Origin of the sequence: Runella defluvii (assembly GCF_014195535.1) — a bacterium.
Lineage (GTDB): Bacteria > Bacteroidota > Bacteroidia > Cytophagales > Spirosomataceae > Runella > Runella defluvii.
In genome coordinates, this window is the sequence record NZ_JACIBY010000012.1 from 204,960 (window position 1) to 230,037 (window position 25,078).

Genomic DNA, 25,078 nt, shown 5'->3' on the forward strand with positions numbered 1-25,078 from the left:
TAACACAATGAAAAGAAGATACATATACCTTACCGCCGTCGTACTAAGTCTGAGCGGTTGTAAAGAGAGTTTTTTGGCACTTGCCCCTATTTCCTCTACCAGCACTGCTACTTTTTATAAGACTGGCAATGACATGGTGATTGCCCTCAATGCGACCTATGGCTCACTTCAGTCCTCGGGACAATATGGCAGTTACTACGTAGTTTCAGAAATACCATCCGACGATACCACACCCGTATTGTCAGGTTCGGTTACTGACCAAGACGAGTTTGATAAGTTTTATCTCCGTACCACCAATCCTTTCTTAGCTACTCGCTGGAACGACGGCTACCGTGGTATTTACCGCGCCAATGCCATTATTGATCGGATTGCCGCAGTTACAATGGACGAGAACCTTAAAAAGCGGGTTGTTGGAGAAACCAAGTTTTTGCGGGCGCTGATGTATTTTAACTTAGTAAGGGTATTTGGCGATGTGCCGTTGGTGCTGAAAGAAACAACCGACCCTGCCGAAGGATATAATTATGACCGAGCGGCGGTAGCAGATGTATATGCCCAAATCGTCAAAGATTTGACTGAAGCTGAAGCAAGCCTTCCTGACCGATATACAGGAGCTGATGTAGGGCGCGCGTCCAAAGGGGCGGCCAAATCGTTGCTCGGGAAAGTATATTTGACCCGTAAACAATATGCCGAAGCAGCAACAAAGCTTAAAGAGGTCATCGACGGTGGCGTATATGATTTGTTGCCCAACTACGCAGATGTATTCAAAGCGGCCAACAAAAACCATAAAGAATCGATTTTTGATATTCAATACAAAAAAGGTTCAATCGGAGAAGGAAACGGCCTCCCCAATACCTACGCTCCTGAAAACTCAGGTAACGCAGTGGTACAGTTTGGAGGAGGAGGGAACAACCGCCCCACCGCCGATTTTGTAAATGCCTACGAAGCGGGAGATTTACGCCAAAATGCCTCAATGGCAACGGGTTATACCAACGCCCAAGGAGTGCGTGTTGAATATAATTACGTCCGTAAATATTCGGATGCTCCCACCGTCAGTGGTGATTCGGAAGATAATTTTCCTGTGTTACGCTATGCAGATGTGTTATTGATGTATGCCGAAGCCCTCAATGAAACGGCCAAACCTGCGGAGGCCCTGCCTTACCTCAACCGCGTTCGTCAAAGAGCGGGGTTAGCCGCAAAAGGCACGTTAAATCAGGCCGAAATGCGCCTAGCTATCGAGCAAGAACGCCGTATGGAGCTGGCGTTTGAAGGACATCGTTGGTTTGATTTAGTACGAACAGGCCGCGCTATTTCCGTACTAACGGCCAAGGCACAAGCCATTGGGATTAAAGCCAGTTTAACCGAAAATAACCTCGTTTTTGCCGTTCCGCAAAGCCAGATAGATATTAATCCATCCAAGATTAAGCAAAATCCAGGGTACTAATGTTAGCAATAACAGCCTATTACTCGGCCATTTAAACTATATCTACCATTGTTAGAAATACAAAAAGCGCAGCCCTATGATACGGGGCTGCGCTTGCTTTTTGTCAGTAAAGTTAAGTGCTAGAAGATTTATCCTTCTTTCAAATTCACCGTTTTGGTAGGGTCAATTTTGAGCCAGAGCAACGCGGCTACGAACAAACAACCCGCAATTAGAAACAGGGGTATGTTGAAGTTTTTGGTGTTTTCGACCACCATTCCAAAGATAATCGTGATGAAAAACCCGCCCATTTGTCCCGCGAAATTCATTGAGCCAGCTACCGTTCCAGCATTTCGTTTGCCAATATCCACGCACACCGCAAAGGCAACGGGCAGGGCTAAGTCTTTGGTCAATACACAAATGGCTAACAAATAACCCGCTAACTGGTCGTCGGGCGTCAGGCCAGCGGCTAAGAAAAAGAAACTGGATAAGCCCAAACCCGTGAGTGCAACGGCGCGACGGCCTACTTTTAAACCGTATTTTTTGGTGAGAAAATCGCTGAGAATACCACCTACTACGCAGCCAATAGCGCCCAAAAAGTAAGACAATGAAATGAAGTTTTTTGACTGTTCTTCGGTCATGTGGCGGCCTTCTTGAAAATAGGTTGAAGACCAATTGGTGAAGAAATAAGAGCCGTAAAAAAACAAATGACACATCAACATCAAGGCCCAGATGTCGGGATTGAGAATAATGGTTTTCCACGGAATGGCGTGGTCGGTCTGTTTGAGATTTCTACCCGTTTCAATCTCCAGAATCTCTTCTTCGGAAATGCCTTCCATGGTGTGGGGTTCGTCGCGGAACCAAATAAACCAACCCACTGCCCAAAGCGCTCCCACAACTCCTAGTACCACAAATGCCCAGCGCCAACCCACCGCATGAACCAACGGAATGACCAGCAGGGGAGTGAGTGCGCCGCCGATGCGTCCCGCCGCCCAAATGGCCGATTGGGCACGACCTACCTCGATGGCAGGAAACCAGCGCGAAATGGCAATGGTGGCGTTGGGGTAAGCTCCTGCTTCGCCCATACCAAAAAGAAAACGTACGACGAGTAAATACAAAAAGTTGAAGGCAGTACCCGTCAGGGCAGTAAAGCCCGACCACCAAAGTACCACCCGCGTCAAAACGCGACGGGGGCCAAGGCGATCGCCCATGGCCCCCGTCGGGATTTCAAATAGTGCATAAGCCAATGAAAATGCGCCTAAAATCCAGCCTAATTCTTGGTTGTTTAAACCTAAATCGGCTTTGACGTACTTGCTGACAACGTTCATACAAACGCGGTCAAGAAAAGTGATAATCGAAAGCGCGAATAAAAAAGCAAGCGTTCGGTAGCGATATTTCATGGATTAAGGTTAGTTACCACATCAGCGAATAATTGATTTTTGACGCTGCGGGCACTACTAACTCTTGATTTCCGCCAATGGTTCGGATAGCCGCTCCGTCAGCCTGAATATAGTAACTTTTATCGACAACAAAGGTATTGTCGCTGATTTTTACGATTTCTTTTCCTGAAGCCAAACGGCATTTCAACGTAGCAGGAATAGTTCCTGTAATGCGAAGCTCACGGTTCAAGAATTTGCTATCAGCATCGGGGCGAATTTGGTCTTCCACTTTTACGCCAGCTACGTCATACTTGAACGTAGGACGACCTGCGGCGTCGATTTCGTATCCGCGTTGACGGAAGCCATCGGTTTCGCCGTAGGAAGCAGGCCAAGCCGTTTGGTCACCCGCAATCAATGCTAAAGTTGGCTGGTTGTTGAGGTTTAGCACACTTCCCTGAGGAATACTCATACCATTACCACGATCGTTCCACATGGGCGTCACGTCCAAGAAATCACCTTTCCACACGCGGGCCAATGCTCCTTTTTCAAGGTTGACGGCGTAGTGAATCCCTGTAGGCTCACCAACCGAAATCCCGTGTGAAACGTTTTCGTTGGCAATACGGAAAAAGCTACGGTGAACTACTGGTGTGCTGCCTGGGGCAACAAGGATAGGGTTGGTAGGATTGCTAAGGTTGACAGAACCTAATCCTTGCAATTCGATGGCACGGTTAAAGTCGCTTTCTATCGACAACCCGAGCGATGACTTTGCCCAGTCGGTGTTTTTGTTATACACATATTCAAAAGGCACTTCGCCCGCTGGTAAATTAACTTTAGCTTGGCCTTCCCACCATTTCCATTTCAAGATTTCCTCGTTGTTTACCCGAAGGATGCCATTACCACCGTTGTGTACGGTTTGGAAACGATATTCTCCAGCGACAGGTACAACCAATTTTCCTGTAAAACGCAACAGATAGCCGTTGTCTTTGTTGGCGACATCGTACGTAAGTTTTTCCAGCGAACCCTCTTTGACCAATTTGGTTTTGCTGTAATCAGGCTCAGCCATAAAAATGCCATCGTACTGAGCAAACTTTAGGTCTTTTAATTGAGGTACTTGCTCGCCGAATTGTTTTACAGAAAGGTTGCGGAAAGCTACGCAGCCGTGGTCTCCTTGAATAAGAATAGGCCCCTTGGCTACTTCTCCGTCAAGGCTGCCGCGGGTAGGGCCAGCAAGTTCTACGTTTTCCTGAACAGTGATGCCGTTGACCTCTATTTTTATGACTTTTGCGTTAGCGATTTTTTTACCAGCACCGTCGAAACGAGGAGCTTGGAAAATGATTTTCATGTGCTGCCACAAACCTGGGGCTTTGCTGGCATTCATGCGAGGGGCATAGCCTTCGTACCCCTTTTGTCCAGTGGGTCTAGATTCATCCCAACGCTCGTAGATAGCACCCAAATCGTGCGCGTGGGGTTGACGTACGCCCCAGCTATCAAATAATTGGATTTCGTACCGACCTTGTAGGTAAAAGCCTGAGTTAGACCCTCTGGCCATCATAAAGTCAAACTCTACGTCGGCATCACCGTGTTCAAAATTTGTCACTAAATCGTACTGACGACCGTATTTCCCTTTGGGATGAATACAAGCCAACACACCTTTACCCGCGGTAGTGCTCATGGCATTGTTTTGAACAAGGTCAACTACGGCATCTCCTACAATCGACCAGTTGGCAGAGGGGTTTTTGAAGGAGCTCAGGTCATTTAAAGAAACGGTTTGGCTTTTTACGACTAACGAAACAAGACTAAAAAGCGGTACTAATTTGCGTATCATGTTGGTTTGTTAAAATGTGCCTTTCGGCAGCGATGGTATTGGATTACGTGTTAAAGTCAAATCGCACTAAAGCCGAACAATGTCAGCGCCAATGGCATTGAGACGGGTGTCAATATTCTGATAACCACGGTCGATTTGCTCGATGTTATCAATAATACTTACTCCTTTGGCCGACAGGGCAGCAATCAACAACGATACTCCCGCACGGATGTCGGGGGAGGTCATGCGGATACCACGAAGCTGTGTAGCGCGGTTAAGCCCAACGACTGTGGCACGGTGGGGGTCACAAAGAATGATTTGGGCGCCCATTTCAATCAATTTGTCAACGAAAAACAAACGGCTTTCAAACATTTTTTGGTGAATAAGCACCGTCCCTTTTGCCTGAATCGCTGTCACAAGGACAATGCTCAACAAGTCAGGCGTAAAACCTGGCCAAGGTGCATCGGCCACAACTAGCATCGAGCCGTCGATAAACGATTCTACCTCGTAGTGTTCTTGAGAAGGGATAAAAATATCGTCGCCTCGGAATTCCATTTGAATACCCAGTTTTTGGAAAACACCTGGAATAACCCCCAAATCAGGAACGGAGCAGTTTTTGATGGTGATTTCGCTTTTGGTCATGGCCGCCAACCCAATGAAAGAACCAATCTCAATCATGTCGGGAAGCATGGTGTGTTCCGTTCCAAAAAGTTCAGACACCCCTTCGATGCTAAGTAAGTTAGAACCTACGCCTGAGATTTTTGCTCCCATGCGGTTCAACATTTTACAAAGTTGTTGCAAATAAGGCTCACAAGCCGCGTTGTAAATGGTTGTAATGCCCTCGGCCATAACGGCCGCCATGACGATGTTTGCAGTACCAGTTACCGATGCTTCGTCGAGCAACATATAAACGCCCTTCAGCCCGCTGGCGTCCACTTGATAAAATCCGCCGTCGTTGGCATCATAGTCAAATTTTGCGCCCAAACGTTCAAATCCCAAAAAGTGAGTATCCAAGCGGCGGCGGCCAATTTTGTCACCACCTGGGCGGGGAATACGCCCTTTTTTGAAACGCGCTAACATAGGGCCTAAAAGCATCACCGACCCGCGAAGCGCGGCCGCTTTTTGGCGATACATTTCGGTTTCCATGAATTCGAGGTTGACGTCAGAAGCCTCAAAGCGAATGGACGAGTCGCTCAAACGGGTGCGTTTTACCCCCAAATCTCCCAATAAATCAATGAGTTGGTTTACATCTCTGATATTGGGAATATTATGAATAGTAACAGGTTCTTTGGTCAGTAAGACAGCACATAAGATTTGCAATGCTTCGTTTTTGGCACCTTGGGGAGTAATCTCACCTTTCAATGAATGCCCACCTGCTATTTTGAATGAAGCCATGTGTTGGAAATAAGCGTTAGGGGGATTGAAATAAACGTTCGGTTCGTATCTTTTTTGCAAAGCTATCATTTTTTAAAAAAAGATAACAATTGGAAGAAGCACCGAGGGCATAAAAAAAAGTCGTGGACAGCAACTGCCGTCCACGACTTTCGCGTGTGCGTTCCTCAAATAATAAGGCATGGTATGCCTACAAACTAAAAGTATTTGACCAATACCTTTGGCTTGCAAGTATATGTACGCAAAAAAGTGAACGAGGGTTGCTTCTTTCTTTAAAAAAGTTCAAAAAACATTCTTGGTTTTATGAATAAAGCGGAAATTACTTTTATATTTGTCTCGCTATAGGTAGTTTCTCTGTTTCTCTCGACTTGCTGTGTACTTGTCATTTGCTAGACGGAGTATTAGATCGAAGGCCGTCCATAGCGCACCAAGTCACATTATATCAAATTAATGCACAATGAACATTTATGTAGCAAATGTCCCGTTCAAAGCGAACGATGACGAATTAAACGAATTATTTGCGGAATTTGGGGAGGTATCGTCTGCCCGCATTATTATGGACAAGTTCACAGGCAAAAGCCGTGGTTTTGCGTTTGTCGAGATGCCTAACGATGAAGAAGGAAATCAAGCGATTTCACAACTTAATGGTTATGAGTTTTTAGGTAAAGTACTCGTTGTAAACGAGGCTCGTCCACGCGAAGATCGTCCACGCACGGGTGGCGGTGGTTTCGGTGGTGGCAACCGCGGTGGCGGTGGTGGCTACGGTGGCGGTGGTAACCGCGGCGGTGGCGGTGGTTACGGCGGCGGCGGTGGTCGTGATAACGATTATAAGAAGCGCTGGTAAGCTTACAACAATATTGAGAGCAAGAGCCGATTCTTTGGAATCGGCTCTTTTTTTGTCTATTCCAATGGTAAAGCTGTGGAATGTTTGATTTCGGTCATCACAAACGAACTTTGGGCGTTGCCAATGTTATCGAGTTTAGCCAATTTATTGACGATAAAATGCTGGTAGGCTGTCATGTCTTTGACCATTACCTTTAGTAAGTAATCAAAATTTCCTGCTATGTGATAACATTCAATCACTTCTTTAAGTGAAACTACCTCATGCTCAAATTTTTTGAGGTAGGGGTGACTGTGCTCTTTTAGCCATACATTACAAAATCCTACCAGTCCTTTCTCTACTTTGTGCTTGTCAATCAGCGCTACATATTGGGTGATAATCCCTTCTTTTTCTAAACGTTTGATGCGTTCGTGGACGGGTGTGGTGGTTAAACTAAGCTTTGATGCCAGTTCTTTGGTGGTCAATTGGGCATCTTCTTGGAGGTACTGTAATAGCTTACGGTCAATCGAATCTAAAGGACTCATAGATAGTCAGTGGTTTTTTCTAAAGATATTCAAATAGAGAAATCAAATTGGAAAAATATTCTATGAAATTACAAATTGTAGCATATATTTCTAAAAATAAGAAAAATAGTGGATAATGATTCGTGAGAATGGTTGCTTTGCCTATCAACAAAACGACCAACTTCGTATGAAAACACATGAATTTAGTCCCGAAAGTCTAATGATGTCGTACGGGTACAAACCCGAACTCTCTGAGGGAGCAATTAAATGCCCTATTTTTCAGACTTCTACTTTTGTATTCAAACGTGCTGAAGAGGGCAAGGCATTTTTTGAAGTAGCTTACGGCTTGCGTCCAAAAAATGAAAAGGAAGAACAAGGGCTAATTTATAGCCGATTGAACAACCCCGATCTCGAAATTTTAGAAAATCGCTTGTCATTGTGGGAAGGGGCCGAAGATTGCGCTACGTTTGAAAGCGGGATGTCAGCCATCACAACGATTTTATTGGAGTTCCTAACTCCAGGTGATTTGCTGCTTTGTAGTAGTCCACTGTATGGGGGAACTGACCATTTTATCAAACATTTTTTGACTAAATACAGCATTCACTATTTGGAGTTTTCGCCCAATAGCACCGAAGAAGAAATCAAACAAATGATATTCCAATCAGGAAAGGCAGACCGCTTGGCCATGATTTACATTGAAACGCCCGCAAACCCCACCAATGCACTCATTGATATTGCCATGTGCCGTCGTGTGGCAGATGCTTTTAAGATGTCCGAGCGCCCAATTTATATTGCAGTCGATAATACTTACATGGGGCCGCTTTGGCAGCATCCTTTAAAATTAGGGGCTGATTTTTCACTGTATTCTGCCACAAAATACATCGGTGGACATAGTGATGTCATCGCAGGTGCTGTGTGTGGTAGTAAGGAAGTGATAATGAGGGCAAAAACGTTACGAACTTTTTTGGGAAATATGGCGGGACCTTGGACAGGGTGGTTGTTGCTACGGAGTTTGGAAACGCTCAAAGTACGGATGGAACAACAAGCTGCCAATGCCAAAGAGGTTGCAACCTATTTACAAACCCACCCTAAAGTCAAAAAGGTACATTATTTGGGGCTTCTGACCCCAGCAGATGGCAATCAGTACGAGATTTATTGTCGTCAATATTCATCTTCGGGTGCCATGTTGGCCTTTGATGTGGTCGGTGGAGAAACAGAAGCCTTTCGGTTTTTGAACGCGCTTAAACTGATTAAACTTGCCGTGAGTCTAGGAAGCACCGAGTCTTTGGCCGAACATCCTTATACTATGACCCATGCAGGCGTAGAGATAAGCCATAAGCTATCATTAGGCTTAACCGAAAGCATGGTACGGCTGTCAGTCGGCGTTGAAAACAGCAAAGATATTATCTGGGACATCGAGCAGGCGCTTGCACAGGTGTAGTAAAAAAGTAAACTATTGCCATTGGAGCGAACCTATTTTTATGGTAGGTTCGCTTTTTTATTGTACTTTCCAACCATTTTATTGTGAAATGCGTCTAAAGTGATTGAATAGTAACATTTCCCTACACCGTTTTTAATATTTATACTATGAAACGATTATTGTTTACCCCACTATTAGTAGCCTTGAGTATTTACTCAGTTTGGGCACAGTCAACTCTCGATGTTCGTACCCAATGGGAAAAAGGCTATGGAGCCTCTTTGTTGGGTGAGGTTGCCTTAGGATGGCCTGTGAGTAAGGCAACGCCAAACGGAAACATACTTTTTAGTTTTCCGTACCGTCTTTGTGCTTCTAAGTGCAGTACTACCATTGTTTATAGAAGCATTGTCCGCGATAGTCTTTACAAAACAGATGGCAGCTATGTGCCTTCGCAGGGCGGCACATTAGCTTTTGTGAAAGGATATTCAACCAAATTAAGCGGTGGTTGGGATGAGGCTACCAATAAATTCTATACAACCAGCACTTATTACTCCCCTAATTTCGACGAGATAGGAAAGGTTACCCAATCGCAACCAGCATATATTAGCTCGGTCAACCCCCTGTCAAATGGTGCGCTCATCATGAGTACCACGGCGACAATGGGAGATTATAGTGATAGCCTCGTTCGGTACGATGCGCAAGGAAAGCGGGTTTGGGCAGTTGCTACGGCCAACTATAACCGAACTCAAAATGAAACCACTTGGCGCGCAAGTGCTACCGTCACTCCGATGTATCACGGTGAAGAAGCCGCGTTTATCAGCTCAAAATCTGTACGGGACATCAATAATTTTAATACAATTATTTCCCAGCAGACTGACTTGAAGGTGCTTACTGGAAACGGAACCGAAAAGTGGAGTGCCATCGTCGAATCGCCACTGACGTACACCAAAGTAGTGGGAACGGATACGCAAGGACAGTGGTATGTTTTGACGCAGCGCGATTCGTTGGGGCGTGTGTTGACGTTTTCAGGAGAGGGCGTGAAAGTAAACGAAGTGGTGATTTCGATTCCTAATTTGAATAATAATATGGGAGTAGAAATTCAAAAAACGGCCGATGATGGTTTTGTGCTGTATTGCCGTAATGTTTTGAATACGTTTTTTGCCAAATATAGTAAAACAGGGGCGCGTGAGTGGAGTTATCAGATGCCTACCTACGTTGATCAGTTAAAAATCACTTCGACTGGGAACATCATTGCCTATACCCAATACCTGAATCCGTACAATTTAACCATACTTTCGCCAACGGGGGCAGAAAAAAACAAGCTGTCACTTTTTCATTTGATGGAAGGTAGCAATGGCTGGCTCTATGGGACTACCTTGGATAAATTGTACGCCATTAATCCACTAGGCGAAATCGCGTGGACGATAAACCGCGCAAGTGCACGGGCTGTTGCAAGCGAAGATGTAGATGGGGGCATACTGCTGACTGAAACATTTTCAACAAAGAACCCAACTGCCAGTCCGTATCTCGGCACGTGGAATCTTGATGTGGTTAATACATTTACCCTTAGCAAATATTCAAAAGAAGGAAAATTGCTTTGGAAAACACCAATTAATAAGACAGTCACCGAGCCAGACTATCAGGTTCGTTTTATGGCAGGTGCTTACCCCTCTAAAGAAACAAAAGGCGCTTACTTGCTCACTTCTCAGGTGATTACGATGAGTAAAAATGCCAGTATTGGAAATCAAAGTAATGTTAACTACAGTACTTCGGTTATCAAAATAACGCGTCCTTGCTATACCCAATTGACGGCTACGTTAGCCACTGCTTCGCCATCTTTGTGCGGAGGACAAACGGTGAAATTAGAAGCAAACCCCGATTCGTTGGGCTTTTTGACCTACCAGTGGCAGCGCGACGGGCAGGCAATCATTACCAATCGCCAATCTACTTTTGAAACCACCACCGAAGGTGTCTATCGGGTGATGGTCTCTGACTCAGTTTGTGGAACAAGCGCACTTTCTTCAACCATTGAAATAAAATCAACACCCAATGCCTCCGCGACTTTGGTGACAAATCCACCTGTATATGCCCCCAATAAAGCCAAATTGCAAGCCAATGAAGGAGCAGGGTTGACTTATCAATGGTTGAAAAATGGACAGGAAATCGTGGGAGCGATGGCGTCGAGCTATGAAACAGCCGAAAGTGGCGCGTTTTCGGTGAAAGTAAGCCGCGATGGATGCAGCCGTACATCGCCCCCGTTGACGGTAGAGGTAATGCTACCGTTGGGAGTGGAAGGAACGACCGAAGCCGAACTGCATATTTCTCCTAACCCCAATGTGGGACAGTTTGAATTAAAACTCCCGACAGGGTGGGAGCGGGCTCAAATAAAACTGCATGATGTTTTGGGACGTGATATTCCTGTAAATCAGTCCAATGGCCGAGTAACTGTACAAGCGGTGGCTGGTATGTACTGGCTCAAAGCTCTGTTTGAAGGCCGCGAACTCACCCAAAAAGTGGTTATTCACCCCTAAAATTACTGTTAATTCTAAGGCTATTCTAATCTTGCCTTAATACGCCTCTAATATGGGTGTAGTACCTTTGTCATGTCCTAAAAGAAGGACGTATTCCAAAAATCATAAATCGTTACAATCATGAAATCGTTAATCACAACCATAGCAGCTGTTGCATTATTGAGTACCACATCCGTAATGGCCCAACTCAATTCACCACATAACTACAAGCGCCCTGTTTCGCAAAAAAGCACAACAAAAAGCGCAAACATTGTGGTTGAAGACCGAGTAGCCCCTTTAAAATTGAACAACAACGTAGCATCGGTACACAATTATAAGCGACAAGGAAGTGCTAATTTTCAGCAAGAGTCAATTGTGGCTTTGAGCGCACCAGTGATTGGTAATAGCCCACAAAATCCGACGGCATTGCCTAATTATTACAAGAGCCAGTTTAAACCAACGGTGTCAGAAAATAGAAGTGCAATAAAAGTGAAGAAAGACGACGTGCGGACTGACACATTGGCAAGATAAGTTTTTAAGAATCCACACTGTTTCTTTTCTATTGTGAGTTTAGAAGAGGAAATATTTCTACTAGTTGAAGAGCCACGAGAGATTTCTCCCGTGGCTCTTTTGTATCTTGTTGGCGGAGGTTATACCTTTTGGCAAAAATAGATAATCTCGCTACCAGGTAAGGCAAAACGCTTTGCTTCTTCTTTGCTAAGTTCGTCCATCACAAAACGGTCTTCGGTTACTTTAAATCCACCTTTTTCGAGGCGTTGGCCGTAATCGCGCCCAAAAAGGCGCACGTGGTCATCTTGCCAAAAAAGCCTTTCACGCTCTTTGGGGTCGGTGATAGTCGGGTCTTCAAACGTGGTAGCCCTCGACCAATCTTGCGGAGACTGAATAATGGCCCAGCCGCCAGGTTTGAGCACCCGATAAAGCTCGGACATGGCCTTGATGTCATCCTCAACGTGCTCCATGACGTGGTTACAGAAAGCCACATCGAAGGTGTTGGCTTCAAATGGAATTTGGTGGATGTCCATTTTGACCTTTGCCAAAGGCGATTCGATGTCAGCCGTGATGTAGTCGATGTTTTTTAAACGTTCAAAACGGTCGATAAAACAATATTCGGGAGCTACGTGAAGGAGTTTCAGGTTGTCTTTGAAAAAGTTGGTTTTCCGTTGGAGGTACAAATACATCAGGCGGTGGCGTTCGAGCGACAAGCAGTTTGGACAAAGGGCATTGTCGCGCCCAGAGCGGCCATAAGGTAAAAATTTGCGGAATTCGCTGCCGCACACACTGCATTCCACTCCCTTACCACTGTAAAAAATAGCCAATACGCGTACGCCAATGTGACTAACCAACTGCAAGTACTTACGCGGGATATGCCGCAAAACCCAACTAATAACGTCTTTCATTCGTGAATTTTATCAAATTTTTATTCTACAAGTGCTGCAAAGTTTTTACTTTTCGCCATAATTCCAAAACCAATTACGACACCACTAACAAAGATGATTCCAAAAACATCGAAACCGCCTGGTAAAAAGCTCATCAAGCGCATGAGTTCGCGTACAAAATCATACATTTTGGCACCCATCAGTCTATTAATGATTGGCTATGGCTTGTGCGTTTTTAGTGAAGCAGGCCACCTCAAGCATACAAACGCTCCCTTTCGTCAGTGGTTTATGATGGGAACCTACAGCTTGGTGGTCATCAATGCAGGGCTTGGCTTCTTTGGTCAGGCAATTGTATTTAGGATTCAATACCAATTCCGACAAGAAACGCGGCGAAAGTTGAAAAAGATGCAAAAGGAGGTTGAGCTTGCGCTGAAAAAGAAAAATGCCGCTCAAGGCGGCAAGATTGTTTAAGCTTTAGCGGCGAACTCAGCCTTGATAGCTTCAACGTCCACTCTCTTAATTTCTGGTTTCCAGCTGCGTTGTTTCATTAACACTTGCTTGTTCTGTGGAATCATTACGTTGCGCTTACTTTTACGCAAAAGTTTAGTAACTGCCATTGTCGTATTATCTAAATGTATTGTATGTTTCTTGTAAAATGAGCCGCAAAAATACGGATTCATTTTTAAAAAAGTAAGCTCTTTCGCTCTTTTTTTTCGGTAGAGACGCTACTTTTGTGGTTAGAAAAGTCCACAGTTCATTGGCCACCCCTGATGGTCAATGAACTGAATTCAAAAAAAGCACTGTGGACTGTGGACTATCAACTACCGACTATAACAATGAGTAAGCCCTCTTTGGCCCGTGGAACGCGCGATTTTGGCCCCGCGCAAATGAATAAGCGTAATTACATTTTTGATACAATTCGACGCGTTTTTCAGCGATATGGGTTTCAGCCACTCGAAACACCTTCCATCGAAAATCTTTCCGTTTTGATGGGAAAATATGGCGATGAAGGAGATCAGTTGCTGTTTAAAATTCTGAACTCAGGTAATTTTATTGAAAAAGTTACCGAAACCGATTTGCAAGAGGGGTATAAAAAAATGACCCTCAAAGTGTCGGAAAAAGGACTACGATACGACCTTACCGTGCCTTTTGCGCGTTATGTGGTGATGAACCGTAGTGATTTGGTGATGCCCTTTAAGCGCTATCAAATTCAACCTGTGTGGCGTGCTGATCGTCCTCAACGCGGTCGCTATCGTGAGTTTTATCAGTGTGACGCCGACGTGGTAGGCACCGATTCGTTGGTGTGTGAGGCCGAAATTGTATTGATGATTCACGAAGTGTTGCGTGGTTTGGGCGTTGAAAATTTTACGGTAAAAATCAATAACCGTAAAATTTTGAGCGGAATTGCCGAGGTAATTGGCGCCCCAGGACAGGAAGGCCCGATGTGCGTGGCCATCGACAAATTGGATAAAATTGGAAAAGAAAAGGTAGAAGAAGAACTGGCGTCGCGGGGATTCTCGGCAGAAACCATTGCCAAACTTCAGCCCATTTATGAACTAACCAACGACCAATCAACGATTTTTGAGCGCTTGAAAGCGTGGTTGGCTGATTCTGAAATTGGTACGAAAGGAGTGACTGAGTTGGAAGATGTTTGGAATAAAGTAACTCACTTTGGCCTCAATGCACCACAAATGGAACTCGACGTGACGCTCGCGCGCGGTTTGAGCTATTATACAGGGGCGATTTTTGAGGTAAAAGCGAACGGTGTACAAATGGGAAGTATTTCGGGTGGTGGTCGTTATGACAACCTAACGGGGACATTTGGCATGCCTGGACTTTCGGGGGTGGGGATTTCGTTTGGGGTTGATCGTATCTATGATGTGATGGAAGAACTCCAATTATTTCCCGAAAATCAGTCGGTTTCTACCCAAGTGATGATTACCAATTTTGATGCTGCGGCTGAGGCACACGGCTTGGGGGTTCTTCGCCAATTGCGTGAGGCAGGTATCAATGCCGAATTGTACCCCGATGCTTCAAAACTCAAGAAACAATTTGATTATGCCGACCGTAAGCGCATTCCGTACGTGCTAATCATTGGGTCAGAAGAAATTCAAACGGGAACGTACTCGCTAAAAAATATGCACTCAGGAGAGCAACAGAAATTGGACTTAGCCTCTATCTTGGCTTTATTTGCCTAACGACTACTGGCTGTCTTGTCCACAAAAAATCCCCGTGAATTCAATTTCGCGGGGATTTTTTGTGGAGCTTTATTTCTTTGAAAGCTTCGATTGTTCTTCATAAAAATCAATGAAACTATCTAGTTGCTCTACAGCCATCTTGCGGGCGATAATTTTCTTGTCTTTGTCTAACACATACACCATGGGCGTGTTTACCACGTCAAATTCTTTGCGGAAATCAGTTCTGAAACTGAAATCATACCCGTGACGCCATGCACCTACGCCAAAATCATGGATGTATTTTTTCCAATTGTCGGGCGAACCCGTCACTGACACTGCCAAAACTTTAACGCTGGACGTATATTTTTCCGAAAACCGTTTTAACTCAGGAGTTGACTGTCGGCAATGCCCACAATCGGGGTCATAGAAAAACACAACGGTGTATTTCGATTGAATGTCTGCTAGTTTAAAACCAATTCTTGCGGTATCGCTGAGGGCAAGTGCAGGCATGGACTTGCCGACGAGCAATGGTTTCATAATTGCTACCCTGCTGCGGATATTCTGCACCGTACTGGAGTCGGTGATGGGCATAATGCCGCCTAAATAATATTTTTCGGCCAAGTGTACAAACACAGCATCGCCTCCAACAGTATTTGGGGTTTCGGCTTGGTTGGTCAGATACCAAATACAATAGGCCTGCATTTCTTTGCTTCCACCTTTCAGTGCTTTTCCGATCACATAGTCGCTGGCCTGAATGAGTGAATCTGGCGCTGGAAACGTCAGGTTTTGAAGGTAGCGTTCGAGTTTGCGTTGGAGAAAAGGCGTGCGAACGAGGCGTTCGTCACTAAAATCAAAATTGTCCCAAAAATGCGCACGGTAATAGTTAAACAACCAAGCCGAATCAGGGCGGCCATCGGGGCGTTTGGGAGGCGTAGGAAGCGCAATTTCATTACTAGCACTCAAAATTTTCCCCGTAAAGGTAGCAGCGTTTTCTTTGACAAACTGATGGTAATATTCCGACATTTGACGACGAATGGTGCCAATTTTTGCTTGACTTATCATGTCTTGCCGCACCTTTGCTTGGGCTTGAACCAAGGTTAGTTCTTGGGAGTAACCAAGCATTTTTTGCTGGTAGTTGAAAAAACGCTCGTTGTCGGGCGAACCTTCTATTTTCATGTTACCAACAATACTTAATGTATCGCTGACAAACGAAAAGTGCTGTTCTGGACCCACGATAAAATCAAGTAAGCGGCTTTTGTTGGGTTTTAATACCATGTAAAGGCCCTCTGGTAGCGATTTTGAGCCCGTAAAACTCAAAACACCTTTGTCGTCAACAAGGGCAGTATCTTTGGTGATGGTTTGGTCATACCCAAAATAGTGAGCCAAGGTATAAGCGCCAGGCTTGAGCCCTTTGATAGTGCCTTCGATTTTGTAGCCACTTTGTGCCCAGCTTTGGCTGTATAACAAGTATGTAAATAAAAGTAAAGCTATTTTTTTCATAGTAGGTAGGTTACGAGGGGTAACCTCCCGAAAGTTCAAAACTTTCGGGAGGTTCAAAACGAGCTATTTAGAACTACTTTTTTTCTGTTCTTGCGCAATTTGATTTTTGTAAACATTCAAAAACGGTTCAATATCTTCGACACCGAGGCGGCGGGCAATGATTTTCTTCGATTTGTCAAGAATATAAATCGTAGGTGTAGAAAAAACATCGTAGTCGGTACGATACACGACCTGTCTTGAAGCGACCAATCCGTAGCCATTGGTCAGGTTTTCGAGCTTAAATTCTTTGATAAATTTCCGCCATTCATCTTCGCTACCATCTACCGAAATGGTCATTAGTTCTACCCCTTGCGAATAAAGCTTCTCTTGCAAAGCTTTTAGCTTGGGTGCCGATTCGCGGCAGTGACCACAAGTCGGTGAATAAAAAAACAATACCTGATAATCGGCTTTTACGCCATGAATGTACTCAAGACGGTCGGCGGCGCGGTAGCTCATTACCCCAATGTCAGGAATCACTTTGTTGACCAAAAGTGGTTTTAGAACCTTGATGCGGTCACGAACGTTTTTGAGGGTACTCGTGTCTGAAACGGGCATGATTCCCGTGAGGTAATATTTTTCGCCCATGTGGACAAATACGCCTTCGGTTCCAACAATTTTGGCGTTTTCGTATTGGTTGGTAATGAACCAAATACAGTACGAAATAATGTCTTTTTTCTTACCCGCAATGGCCTTGCCAACGACGAAATCGGCTTCTTTGGTAATAGAATCTTCCGACTGAATCGTCAAATCTTGGAAATAACGTTTGAGTTTTTGTTCAAGGAAAGGAGTCTGAATCATTCGTTCATCGGCAAAGTCAAAACTATCCCAAAAGTGAGCTTTATAATAATTAAACATCCACAAAGAATCCACCTTTCCGTTGGCTTTTTTGGGAGCAGGTGGAATTTCGGGTTCTGCCGACGTTTTGAACAACTTCACCGTAAAGCTGCCCTCGTTGTCACTCATAAATTTATCATAGAAGGCTTTCCGTTGCTCTTGCAAATCTTTGTACCGCTTGTCAGTTTCGGGGAGTTTGCTGTCTCTCAATTGTTTATACTGGTTGTCTTTTTCCCGCATAAACTTTTGAAACTGGTAAAAGAGCTCGTTGTCGCGGCTACCAGAAAATTTGGTGCTTGAAATCAAATCGGTGGTATCGCATTGGAAGCTAAATTGTTGGTCATCAGTGATTAATACGCGAAATAAATTTTTGCGATCAGGAAAAACGACCTCATAAACACCACCTAGCAGCGGTTTTTCACCTTCAAAAACAAACTTTCCGTTGGCGTCGATTTTGGCAGTGTCTTTGGCATAAATCTGGGTTCCATAGTAGTTTGCCAAGATACAATCTCCACTCTTAAAATTCTTCACTTGTCCTTCAATTCGATAATTGCCTTGTCCATTCACGCCGTAAAAGACGCAGAGAAGAAGAAAGAAAAGCGTACTCGTAAATTTCATGTTGATTTTATTTTATTGTAATCCCAAAAATAGCGTAATTATTTTTAGTTACTTAAACGAAATTTTCGCGTTTTTAGCGTTCGATTTACAACCCAGTTTATGTTTTATATTCTCTCCAAGACATTTGACGTATTATTAATGCCCCTGACAATGGTTTCAATCGCTATTGTTTACGCAATGTTTCTCAAAAACCGTACCCGAAGCCGTTGGATTACAGGATTGTCCCTCTTTTTTTTGTATTTGATGAGTAGTCCCATCTTGGTGAATGAACTTTTGAAGGCATGGGAGACGCCTTCTCAGGCGATTTCGAGTGAGTACCAAGTGGGGGCTGTGTTGACGGGCGGCATCATCAAAAAGTATGACTATCAAACAAAGCAAGTGTGGTTGGGCAAAAGCGGTGACCGAGCTACGCAGGCTTTTGAGTTGTACCGATTGGGCAAAATCAAAAAAATAATCATCAGCGGAGGCGAAGGGTCTTTTTTGACCAATAAACATACTACTTCCGAAAACGACGGTATCCGACAATACTTGATTTATTCGGGTGTACCTGCCGAAGATATTATTCAGGAACCCATGGCGCGCAACACACGTGACAATGCCGCTTACACGGCAAAAATCCTGAAAGAACAATTAGGAACCAACAAATGTGTCGTCATCACTTCGGCATTTCATACGCCAAGGGCGTTGGGATGTTTCCGAAAAGCGGGGGTAGAGGTGGTGCCTTCTCCTGCCCACTTTCTGCAAGAGAATTACGACATCTGGATTGACAAGTTTTTCCCTTCGGAAGAAGCGCTCGTTGCGTTTTATTTCGTTTGGCACGAAATGGTTGGCTACACGATCTATAAAATAATGGGATACTTGTAGAAGAAAAATAATACATCTGGGGAGTCGGATGACACCACCAGATGTAGAATAGAATGTACTACGTACTTAAGATTTTTACCATTCGCAACATGTCTTCATTGATTGGTTTTGGCAATCGAATGGTGTCACGGAAAGGGGTATATACCAGTTCGTTGTTGATGATTCCCACCATCATATTTTTCTGGCCGTTCATGAGTCCTTCTACGGCACCCAATCCAAGGCGACTGGCCAAGATGCGGTCATAAGCTGTAGGAATACCTCCCCGCTGAATGTGACCGAGGGTGGTTACCCGAATGTCCATATCAACTTCCAAGCGTGCCTTGATTTTATCGGCTACTTCGGCGGCGTTTCCTTCTTCGTCTCCTTCAGCTACGACGATGATAGACGATGATTTTGAACGGTTCCAGCCTTGTTTGAGGGTTTCTACCACTTCCGAAATCGGCGTGAGTACTTCGGGAACCATTACAATTTCGGCCCCGCCAGCAATTCCGCACTGGATGGCAATATAGCCAGAGTCACGACCCATTACTTCAATAAAAAACACGCGGTCGTGCGAGTCTGCCGTATCACGAATTTTGTCGATGGCTTCCAAGGCCGTATTTACTGCCGTATCGTAGCCAATGGTATGGTCTGTTCCGTAGAGGTCGTTGTCGATTGTTCCAGGGGCACCAACAGTCGGGATGCCGTACTCGTCAAAAAAGATAGTTGCCCCCGTAAAAGTTCCGTTACCACCAACGGCTACAAGTCCTTCAATGCCAAATTTTTGAATTTGTTCGTAGGCTTTTTGACGGCCTTCTTTGGTCATGAACTCTTTGCTTCTAGCCGACTTGAGGATGGTACCACCGCGTTGAATAATATTGCTAACAGAATGAGAAGTCATCTGATAAATGTCACCGGCAATCATGCCGTTGTATCCGCGTCGGATGCCATATACTTCGATACCATAATAGATGGCGCTTCGAACCACAGCGCGAATACACGCGTTCATACCAGGGGCGTCGCCACCAGAGGTAAAGACTGCTATTTTTTTAATCATAAGTTAGGTATTAAGGTGGTTAGTTATTTCAGCAGTTAATAAGATACACAAGCCGTATTAGCTACTTCAAACACACAAATTTATTTTGTATTTCGGTGAAATACCGAATATTTTGAAAATTTCTTCAAAATTTAACCGAAGCATCTCCCGCGTTATGGGCGGAAATCTATCATTTTTGATAACTGATTTCTAGGTAATTTTGACGATGACTTATGGAAATTAAAATGCGTAATGGTCTGTTAGTCAAGAGTTAATGTTTTGTTTTGTTATTTGTGCGAAAAAATTTTCACTCCCTCTACTTCTGCCCTAAACTGGTAATTTTTAGCAATAAATTCGGCCAATTCGGGGTAATTATGGTGTCCATATTTTTTTTGGTTATCCATCCAAATGGTTCTTGGAGTGACAGCATCCACAAAAATAGCAGGTTGATTTCGTTTCAAATCACGCAAATACCGTTGATAGTAGTGTTTTTGATAGGAATGGTACATCCCGCTACGAGGTGTATGGTTTTCGTTAACTCCTTGGGGCATTTGGGTAGCTACGTATAAATCGCACGACCATCCCCAGACGGCCATGTATTGTCCAGGGGTACCATATTGGAGAATTTGGTGGGCAACTTTTGCCCGTGTAACATCGGCAGGGCGTGGCGTAGAAGTAAATTTATTTGTGGGCCTATTATGCACCGTATTGTTAACAAAAAGCACAAAAAAAGCTACTTGGGTCGAAACCATCACCCATTTGGTTTGAGATGGGAGGTGTTTTAAAAAAAGGCTAAATAACAGCAAAAAGGGCAAAAACAAGTAATGAAAGTAGTGCTCGTAAAAACTACCCGTTCGGGAGATAGCTAGGTTGGCCATTAACAAATATCCCCCCAGCATCACCCAAAAATAAGCGTCAAGCGAAATGCCGTTACGTATGCGCTTTTTGATGATTATTACAAGACCAGCCACCAAAGAAAGCAGCATAAAGGGATAGAGAAGCCACTCAAATCCGCAGCCTTTGTTGATAATTACCCAAGGGAGGCGGAAGAAGTTAACGAACTTACTTCGTTTTACAACACTGCCAGCAAGGTTGTCTTTATAGGCCAAATTGGCCTCGATGTAATACGTATAAAAATCGTCTAAGACGTCGTTTTTGGCCAGAAAAAGGCACCAAACAGCCCACAAGCCCACAAATCCCAGCGTTAAGTAAAGAAAATGGGAGAGGAGTTTGGAACGTTGGTACAAAAACAATTGGACACAAGCATAAACGCCAATGACAAAAGCCATGGGTAAGGCTTGGAGTTTGCACAAAGGAATCATGCCAAGTAGTACCCCAAAAATCACTAATTCGCTTGCCTGAAAACCTTTTTTTTGATTCCAATAGGCTAAGAAAAATACCGTGGCGTTGAGGACTAAAATGGAGGTGATTTCGCTGTAGAAAATGATAAAATCGGGATATTGGGCCAAACTGATAAAGGAAACAAAGGGAAGCAAAGCCCACTGAGCGGTGGCAGCAAGGTTTAGAGCTTTGGCCGTGAAATAACCGATTAAAAGCCCCAGTAGGGTCAGAACCCAACTGAGAATATGTGCCAAATGAAAATCGAGGGTAAACCCAAGATGGGCAAATCCACTCAATAAATAACTGGTCAGTGGCCCGCCCGTGGTAGGGTCGATGGAGCGATACACCACAGGGTCGATGGAAAGCGTTAGACCTTGGGCCAGCATTTGGCTTTCGTCGGGGTCGAGTTCATGGTTAAACAGAAAAGCTGGAAGCCGCATGAGGGCGGTAAGCGCCACTAAAACGACAATAAAAACGCCATCCGAAAGCGGACGTTTTCGAAGCAAAATCCAAACACTAAATGCTGCAATGAGCAGGTGACCTACGAGTTGGAAAACAAATGGGTTTGTACTAAACTGGACCTCCAGAGGATTCATAACAACTGAGTAATGGATAATGCTAAAGGTGGATTATTGAACAGACACTAGCGGGCGACATAAATTTTTACACTATCTATTTCGGCTTTGAATACATAATTATCGGCAACAAACTTGGCCAATTCGGGATAGTTTTGGTGCCCATATTTTTTGGGGTCATTCATCCAAATGGTTTTACTGGTAATGGCATCAACAAACACTTTTGGCTTAGTCCGTTGAAGGTCGTGTAGGTAACGTTGGTAATAGTCCGACTGCAAAGGATGTTTCATAGCACTCCGAACCGAATGGTTTTCGTTGACTCCTTGGGGCATTTGGGTTTCAACATGGTATTCACATGACCACCCCCAGACGGCCAAATAATCGCCTGGTTTTCCATATTTTAAGATAGTTTTACTAACATCTCCCAATTCGTTTTGACGAGAATACGCAGTTTCATAAACATTAAGGGGGAAGTGATTGACCAGACGCTTAATTCCATCCCCCAAAAACACTAATTGAGTCAGCAGTACCCCCCATTTCCAAATGGAAGGGAAGGTGAGTTGTTGGAGAAATAGCCCCGTCAACAAACAGCCAGGGATAATAAAGTACAAAAAATGGTGAGGGTAAAAGCTGCCCGTCCGTATAATAACCGCTATGACCATTAAGAAAAAACTGAACATCATCGGCCAAAAATAGTAGTTGCTTTTGGTTACTTTGGTTAGGACTGTTTTTGAAAAAAGCGTGAAAAAAAATACGAATCCAAGTACTAAAAATGGAACAAACCAATAGTTTAGCTCCGCAGTTTTTTTGTAAATGATAAAGGGAAAACGTACCAAAAAAAGCCAGGGGCTTCGATACGACTCATCGTTAAAATGCACTTTTAGCTGTGCATTGCCCACGATGTAATAAAGGAAAAAGTCGTCAAGTAGCCCATTTACTTGCATGTATAATAACCATATCCCCGCTACGGCAAGTACACTACCAGACACAATAACTGCGTGAAGAACCCATTTTTTCTTTTTTAACATAAAAAGCAACACCAAACTCCAAACACCAAGGATAAAAGCCAAGGGAATAGCTTGTATTTTGCATAAAACAATCACGGTGATTGAGACCCCAAAAGCAATCAATTCGGTGATGGTATAAGTTTTAAGATGCCCCCAGCGAACAAGAAGAAAGATGCAGTAGCTCAGTAAGATACTCGCAATTCCCTCGCTGTAATAATGAATATAGTTGGCATCTTGGGCAAAACTAACAAAGGCAATCGTGGGGATAACGGCTAGTTGGGCTAGGTAGGTTGGTACTAAATAGTTGAGGGCTTTGTAGAGGAAATAAATGGCTGTTAACGTAACAAGCCAACTCAATACATGAGCAGTGTGAAAGTTGAGCGGAAAGCCCAGCAAATGAACAAGTGTCAAAAGATACGTATTGATAGGCCCGCTGGTAGTTGGATCAAAAGAACGATAAATTAAGGGGTCAACTGTTAGCGTTAAGCCTTGAGCTAACATTTGGCTTTCATCGGGATTGAGAGGGAGGTTGTACAGAAAAATGGGCAGGCGCATAAATCCAGAAAAAAGGAAAAGCGCTGATATGAAAAAAAACTCACTAAAGGGGCGCTTCTTTAAAATGAGCCAAAGGGTAAAGCTTCCTAAAAAAATATGTCCAATCAACCACCAAAAAATAGGAGAACCGCCGAAGTCGAGCCAACTTGAAAATTGCATAGAATACGATTTGTAATCGCAGCAAAATAACGAAAAAATACTTTATTGATAAAATAAATCGGTATTTTGCTAAAACAAAGAGCCATCGGAGGGTTTTCTCCGACGGCTCTTTATAAGAATACTGTATCAGGAAATTAAAACCCTAATCCCAAGGCCATTCCGCGAAGCATTGGGTTGCCTGGGATAGCGGCACCACCCGTTGCAGCACCTGTGGTTAGGTTGACAGCATAAACGCGTGTTGTACCACCCGAACGGAGTAGCGCGTAGGCCATGCCACTCATGCCACCAATGTCAAAACCATTTCCACTTTCGGCTTGGATACCAAGTGAACCTACAGGAACAAGTGTGCCGTTGTTTGGTGGGTTTTGGGTGTATAGCATGGCATTACCGCCCGTTGTTTCAATGTTGTAAAGGGTGGTCGTAGTAGCACCTGCAAAGTTGTTGGTATAAGCAGAAGCTGTCACACTTGGCGTACCTGGGTTGATGTTGCCATCTACGGCTGCAGTTGCGCCAGTATCGGGGTGTAAACGAAGGTTTTGGCCTGTGTTGCTCACGACGCGAATGCGGTCAACGGTTGGGTTAAAGTCAAATCCAAAATCTGTACCTGACAAAGTAGAAGCAAATGGCCCTGCACCTACTACCGTGGCCGCGCCGTTTGAGGTATTGATGGTATAAAGGCGGCTAGTGCTTCCTAGTGCGTACAATTGACCATTGGCAGGACGGAAATCAATCCCCAAAACCATTTCACCCGACTGCAAACCTGTGATGGCTTTCGTGATAGGCATTGGATTCATTGGGTTGAAAATGTGGAGGTTATTCGTATTGTCAACCGCGTAAGCTGTAGGCTCCGTTGGAATGGCAATACCGATAACGTTGCTAGGTAAGTCACCTAATTTCTGCATACGACCTGTCATCAAATTGACTTGCTGTAATTCAGTGTTTCCGCCAAAAGTAACCGAAGCAATGGCGTTTCCGTCAGGAGCAATGTCAAATCCACCCACTGCAGTAATGTCTAAACCCAATGAGCCTACCTCGGCCAACGTACCGTTATTAGGTGGGTCTTGGCGATAAAGGCGGTCTGTGGCAGGGTCGATGTCATACAAAACAGTCGTAGTCACACCTGCTTTATTGTTGGTATAAGCACCTCCAGCAATCATTGCACCTGCTGCACCGTTGATGTTGCCATCTACGGCTGCTGTCGCACCTGTTTCTGGGTGAAGACGAAGGTTTTGTCCTGCTTCAGTAACAAGACGGATACGGTCAACAGTTGGGTTGAAGTCTAAGGCTACCATTGAACCATTGAGAGCAGGAGTAAACGGAGCAGTACCAATGGCACGTGCCACACCTGTCATCTGGTTGATAACATAAATGCGGCTACCGTCGCTGACACCGTACAACTGTCCCGTAGCTGGACGAAAATCAATGGCTAAAATACGTTCCCCTTGCATCAAGCCTGTGATACTGACAGTCGCAGTAGGGGCGTTGGTTGCCCGTACATTGAGGGCTAAAAGCTGATTAGATGAAGTCAAAGCGTAAAAAGGCGCATCGGGTAAAGTTTGAGGATTTGGAGCCATGCGGTGGTCTTGGCAGGCATTGAAAACAAAGACCGCAACGATTGCCGCCATTGCAGAAAGGAGGAGACGTGATTTTGGTGGATAAGTCATGACTTAAGTTAGTTTTGCTAGTTGGGTTGTACATTTATTTCTAAACTGTATGTATCTACGCAGAACTACC

The 25,078-nt window shown here is 44.4% G+C and carries 19 protein-coding genes; 8 read left to right on the forward strand and 11 right to left on the reverse strand.

All coding sequences use genetic code 11. From position 1 onward, the window contains the following. Positions 1-7: 7 nt before the first annotated feature. Positions 8-1,441, forward strand: a complete 1,434-nt coding sequence (locus FHS57_RS23785; RefSeq protein WP_183978069.1) for a RagB/SusD family nutrient uptake outer membrane protein — start codon at positions 8-10, stop codon at positions 1,439-1,441. A 128-nt stretch (positions 1,442-1,569) separates the two neighbouring features. On the opposite strand, the gene FHS57_RS23790 is transcribed toward FHS57_RS23785, so the two are convergent. The 3 genes from FHS57_RS23790 to murA all read right to left on the reverse strand — a co-directional run bounded on the left by FHS57_RS23790 (position 1,570) and on the right by murA (position 5,995). Further along, on the reverse strand, positions 1,570-2,817 hold the full coding sequence (locus tag FHS57_RS23790) for an MFS transporter (protein WP_183978071.1): 1,248 nt from the start codon (positions 2,815-2,817) through the stop codon (positions 1,570-1,572). Positions 2,818-2,830: 13 nt separating this feature from the next. Next, positions 2,831-4,621, reverse strand: coding sequence for a 3-keto-alpha-glucoside-1,2-lyase-like domain-containing protein (locus FHS57_RS23795; protein ID WP_183978074.1), 1,791 nt, complete (start codon positions 4,619-4,621; stop codon positions 2,831-2,833). A 66-nt stretch (positions 4,622-4,687) separates the two neighbouring features. Next, positions 4,688-5,995 carry a UDP-N-acetylglucosamine 1-carboxyvinyltransferase gene (gene murA, locus FHS57_RS23800; RefSeq protein ID WP_183978076.1) on the reverse strand — a complete coding sequence of 436 codons (1,308 nt, stop codon included), beginning with the start codon at positions 5,993-5,995 and terminating at the stop codon, positions 4,688-4,690. Positions 5,996-6,449: 454 nt separating this feature from the next. Between murA and rbp the strand changes: the two genes are divergently transcribed. Then, on the forward strand, positions 6,450-6,836 hold the full coding sequence (gene rbp / locus FHS57_RS23805; protein WP_028526504.1) for an RNA-binding regulator: 387 nt from the start codon (positions 6,450-6,452) through the stop codon (positions 6,834-6,836). 56 nt (positions 6,837-6,892) lie between these two features. Here rbp and FHS57_RS23810 read toward each other — a convergent pair whose 3' ends face one another. Continuing rightward, complete coding sequence (locus FHS57_RS23810; RefSeq protein WP_183978078.1) at positions 6,893-7,357, reverse strand: Lrp/AsnC family transcriptional regulator; 465 nt, start codon at positions 7,355-7,357, stop codon at positions 6,893-6,895. A gap of 166 nt (positions 7,358-7,523) precedes the next feature. Between FHS57_RS23810 and FHS57_RS23815 the strand changes: the two genes are divergently transcribed. From FHS57_RS23815 to FHS57_RS23825, 3 genes are all read left to right on the forward strand, one after another. Then, positions 7,524-8,777: a cystathionine gamma-synthase family protein gene (locus FHS57_RS23815; RefSeq protein ID WP_229601436.1), complete on the forward strand. Its 1,254-nt coding sequence runs from the start codon at positions 7,524-7,526 to the stop codon at positions 8,775-8,777. Positions 8,778-8,923: 146 nt separating this feature from the next. Beyond that, positions 8,924-11,284: a T9SS type A sorting domain-containing protein gene (locus tag FHS57_RS23820; RefSeq protein WP_183978082.1), complete on the forward strand. Its 2,361-nt coding sequence runs from the start codon at positions 8,924-8,926 to the stop codon at positions 11,282-11,284. 120 nt (positions 11,285-11,404) lie between these two features. Further along, positions 11,405-11,794, forward strand: coding sequence for a hypothetical protein (locus tag FHS57_RS23825; RefSeq protein WP_183978084.1), 390 nt, complete (start codon positions 11,405-11,407; stop codon positions 11,792-11,794). A gap of 119 nt (positions 11,795-11,913) precedes the next feature. On the opposite strand, the gene FHS57_RS23830 is transcribed toward FHS57_RS23825, so the two are convergent. Beyond that, a complete protein-coding gene (locus FHS57_RS23830; RefSeq protein ID WP_183978086.1) occupies positions 11,914-12,681 on the reverse strand; it encodes a class I SAM-dependent methyltransferase in 768 nt (255 codons plus the stop codon). A 93-nt stretch (positions 12,682-12,774) separates the two neighbouring features. Between FHS57_RS23830 and FHS57_RS23835 the strand changes: the two genes are divergently transcribed. Together FHS57_RS23835 and hisS are read left to right on the forward strand one after the other, a co-directional pair. Continuing rightward, positions 12,775-13,131 carry a hypothetical protein gene (locus FHS57_RS23835; RefSeq protein WP_229601437.1) on the forward strand — a complete coding sequence of 119 codons (357 nt, stop codon included), beginning with the start codon at positions 12,775-12,777 and terminating at the stop codon, positions 13,129-13,131. A gap of 365 nt (positions 13,132-13,496) precedes the next feature. After that, the gene (gene hisS / locus FHS57_RS23845; RefSeq protein WP_183978087.1) at positions 13,497-14,858 is read left to right on the forward strand and encodes a histidine--tRNA ligase; all 1,362 of its coding nucleotides are present in this window, start codon (positions 13,497-13,499) and stop codon (positions 14,856-14,858) included. A 69-nt stretch (positions 14,859-14,927) separates the two neighbouring features. On the opposite strand, the gene FHS57_RS23850 is transcribed toward hisS, so the two are convergent. After that, the gene (locus tag FHS57_RS23850) at positions 14,928-16,337 is read right to left on the reverse strand and encodes a thioredoxin-like domain-containing protein (RefSeq protein WP_183978088.1); all 1,410 of its coding nucleotides are present in this window, start codon (positions 16,335-16,337) and stop codon (positions 14,928-14,930) included. Positions 16,338-16,400: 63 nt separating this feature from the next. Further along, positions 16,401-17,828: a TlpA family protein disulfide reductase gene (locus FHS57_RS23855; RefSeq protein ID WP_183978090.1), complete on the reverse strand. Its 1,428-nt coding sequence runs from the start codon at positions 17,826-17,828 to the stop codon at positions 16,401-16,403. 99 nt (positions 17,829-17,927) lie between these two features. Between FHS57_RS23855 and FHS57_RS23860 the strand changes: the two genes are divergently transcribed. Continuing rightward, positions 17,928-18,692 (forward strand): YdcF family protein, encoded by a 765-nt coding sequence (locus FHS57_RS23860; RefSeq protein WP_221225714.1) that lies wholly within the window; start codon positions 17,928-17,930, stop codon positions 18,690-18,692. 58 nt (positions 18,693-18,750) lie between these two features. Here the strand turns inward: FHS57_RS23860 and pfkA are convergent, their stop codons facing one another. The 4 genes from pfkA to FHS57_RS23880 all read right to left on the reverse strand — a co-directional run bounded on the left by pfkA (position 18,751) and on the right by FHS57_RS23880 (position 25,008). Further along, a complete protein-coding gene (gene pfkA / locus FHS57_RS23865; RefSeq protein WP_183978128.1) occupies positions 18,751-19,725 on the reverse strand; it encodes a 6-phosphofructokinase in 975 nt (324 codons plus the stop codon). Positions 19,726-19,994: 269 nt separating this feature from the next. Further along, complete coding sequence (locus FHS57_RS23870) at positions 19,995-21,644, reverse strand: hypothetical protein (RefSeq protein ID WP_183978093.1); 1,650 nt, start codon at positions 21,642-21,644, stop codon at positions 19,995-19,997. A 47-nt stretch (positions 21,645-21,691) separates the two neighbouring features. Continuing rightward, positions 21,692-23,344: a hypothetical protein gene (locus tag FHS57_RS23875; protein WP_221225716.1), complete on the reverse strand. Its 1,653-nt coding sequence runs from the start codon at positions 23,342-23,344 to the stop codon at positions 21,692-21,694. Between the two features lie 134 nt (positions 23,345-23,478). After that, complete coding sequence (locus FHS57_RS23880; protein WP_183978097.1) at positions 23,479-25,008, reverse strand: DUF4394 domain-containing protein; 1,530 nt, start codon at positions 25,006-25,008, stop codon at positions 23,479-23,481. Between the last annotated feature and the right edge of the window lie 70 nt (positions 25,009-25,078).

Excerpts from the sequence above, each read along its gene's own strand:
- FHS57_RS23810 (WP_183978078.1), bottom strand. The coding sequence starts at position 7,357 with ATGAGTCCTTTAGATTCGATTGACCGTAAGCTATTACAGTACCTCCAA.
- rbp (WP_028526504.1), top strand. The coding sequence starts at position 6,450 with ATGAACATTTATGTAGCAAATGTCCCGTTCAAAGCGAACGATGACGAA.
- FHS57_RS23830 (WP_183978086.1), bottom strand. The coding sequence starts at position 12,681 with ATGAAAGACGTTATTAGTTGGGTTTTGCGGCATATCCCGCGTAAGTAC.
- murA (WP_183978076.1), bottom strand. The coding sequence starts at position 5,995 with ATGGCTTCATTCAAAATAGCAGGTGGGCATTCATTGAAAGGTGAGATT.
- FHS57_RS23820 (WP_183978082.1), top strand. The coding sequence starts at position 8,924 with ATGAAACGATTATTGTTTACCCCACTATTAGTAGCCTTGAGTATTTAC.
- FHS57_RS23855 (WP_183978090.1), bottom strand. The coding sequence starts at position 17,828 with ATGAAATTTACGAGTACGCTTTTCTTTCTTCTTCTCTGCGTCTTTTAC.
- FHS57_RS23860 (WP_221225714.1), top strand. The coding sequence starts at position 17,928 with ATGTTTTATATTCTCTCCAAGACATTTGACGTATTATTAATGCCCCTG.
- FHS57_RS23815 (WP_229601436.1), top strand. The coding sequence starts at position 7,524 with ATGAAAACACATGAATTTAGTCCCGAAAGTCTAATGATGTCGTACGGG.
- FHS57_RS23785 (WP_183978069.1), top strand. The coding sequence starts at position 8 with ATGAAAAGAAGATACATATACCTTACCGCCGTCGTACTAAGTCTGAGC.
- FHS57_RS23790 (WP_183978071.1), bottom strand. The coding sequence starts at position 2,817 with ATGAAATATCGCTACCGAACGCTTGCTTTTTTATTCGCGCTTTCGATT.
- FHS57_RS23850 (WP_183978088.1), bottom strand. The coding sequence starts at position 16,337 with ATGAAAAAAATAGCTTTACTTTTATTTACATACTTGTTATACAGCCAA.
- FHS57_RS23880 (WP_183978097.1), bottom strand. The coding sequence starts at position 25,008 with ATGACTTATCCACCAAAATCACGTCTCCTCCTTTCTGCAATGGCGGCA.
- FHS57_RS23825 (WP_183978084.1), top strand. The coding sequence starts at position 11,405 with ATGAAATCGTTAATCACAACCATAGCAGCTGTTGCATTATTGAGTACC.
- FHS57_RS23835 (WP_229601437.1), top strand. The coding sequence starts at position 12,775 with ATGATTCCAAAAACATCGAAACCGCCTGGTAAAAAGCTCATCAAGCGC.
- FHS57_RS23875 (WP_221225716.1), bottom strand. The coding sequence starts at position 23,344 with ATGCAATTTTCAAGTTGGCTCGACTTCGGCGGTTCTCCTATTTTTTGG.
- hisS (WP_183978087.1), top strand. The coding sequence starts at position 13,497 with ATGAGTAAGCCCTCTTTGGCCCGTGGAACGCGCGATTTTGGCCCCGCG.
- FHS57_RS23870 (WP_183978093.1), bottom strand. The coding sequence starts at position 21,644 with ATGAATCCTCTGGAGGTCCAGTTTAGTACAAACCCATTTGTTTTCCAA.
- FHS57_RS23795 (WP_183978074.1), bottom strand. The coding sequence starts at position 4,621 with ATGATACGCAAATTAGTACCGCTTTTTAGTCTTGTTTCGTTAGTCGTA.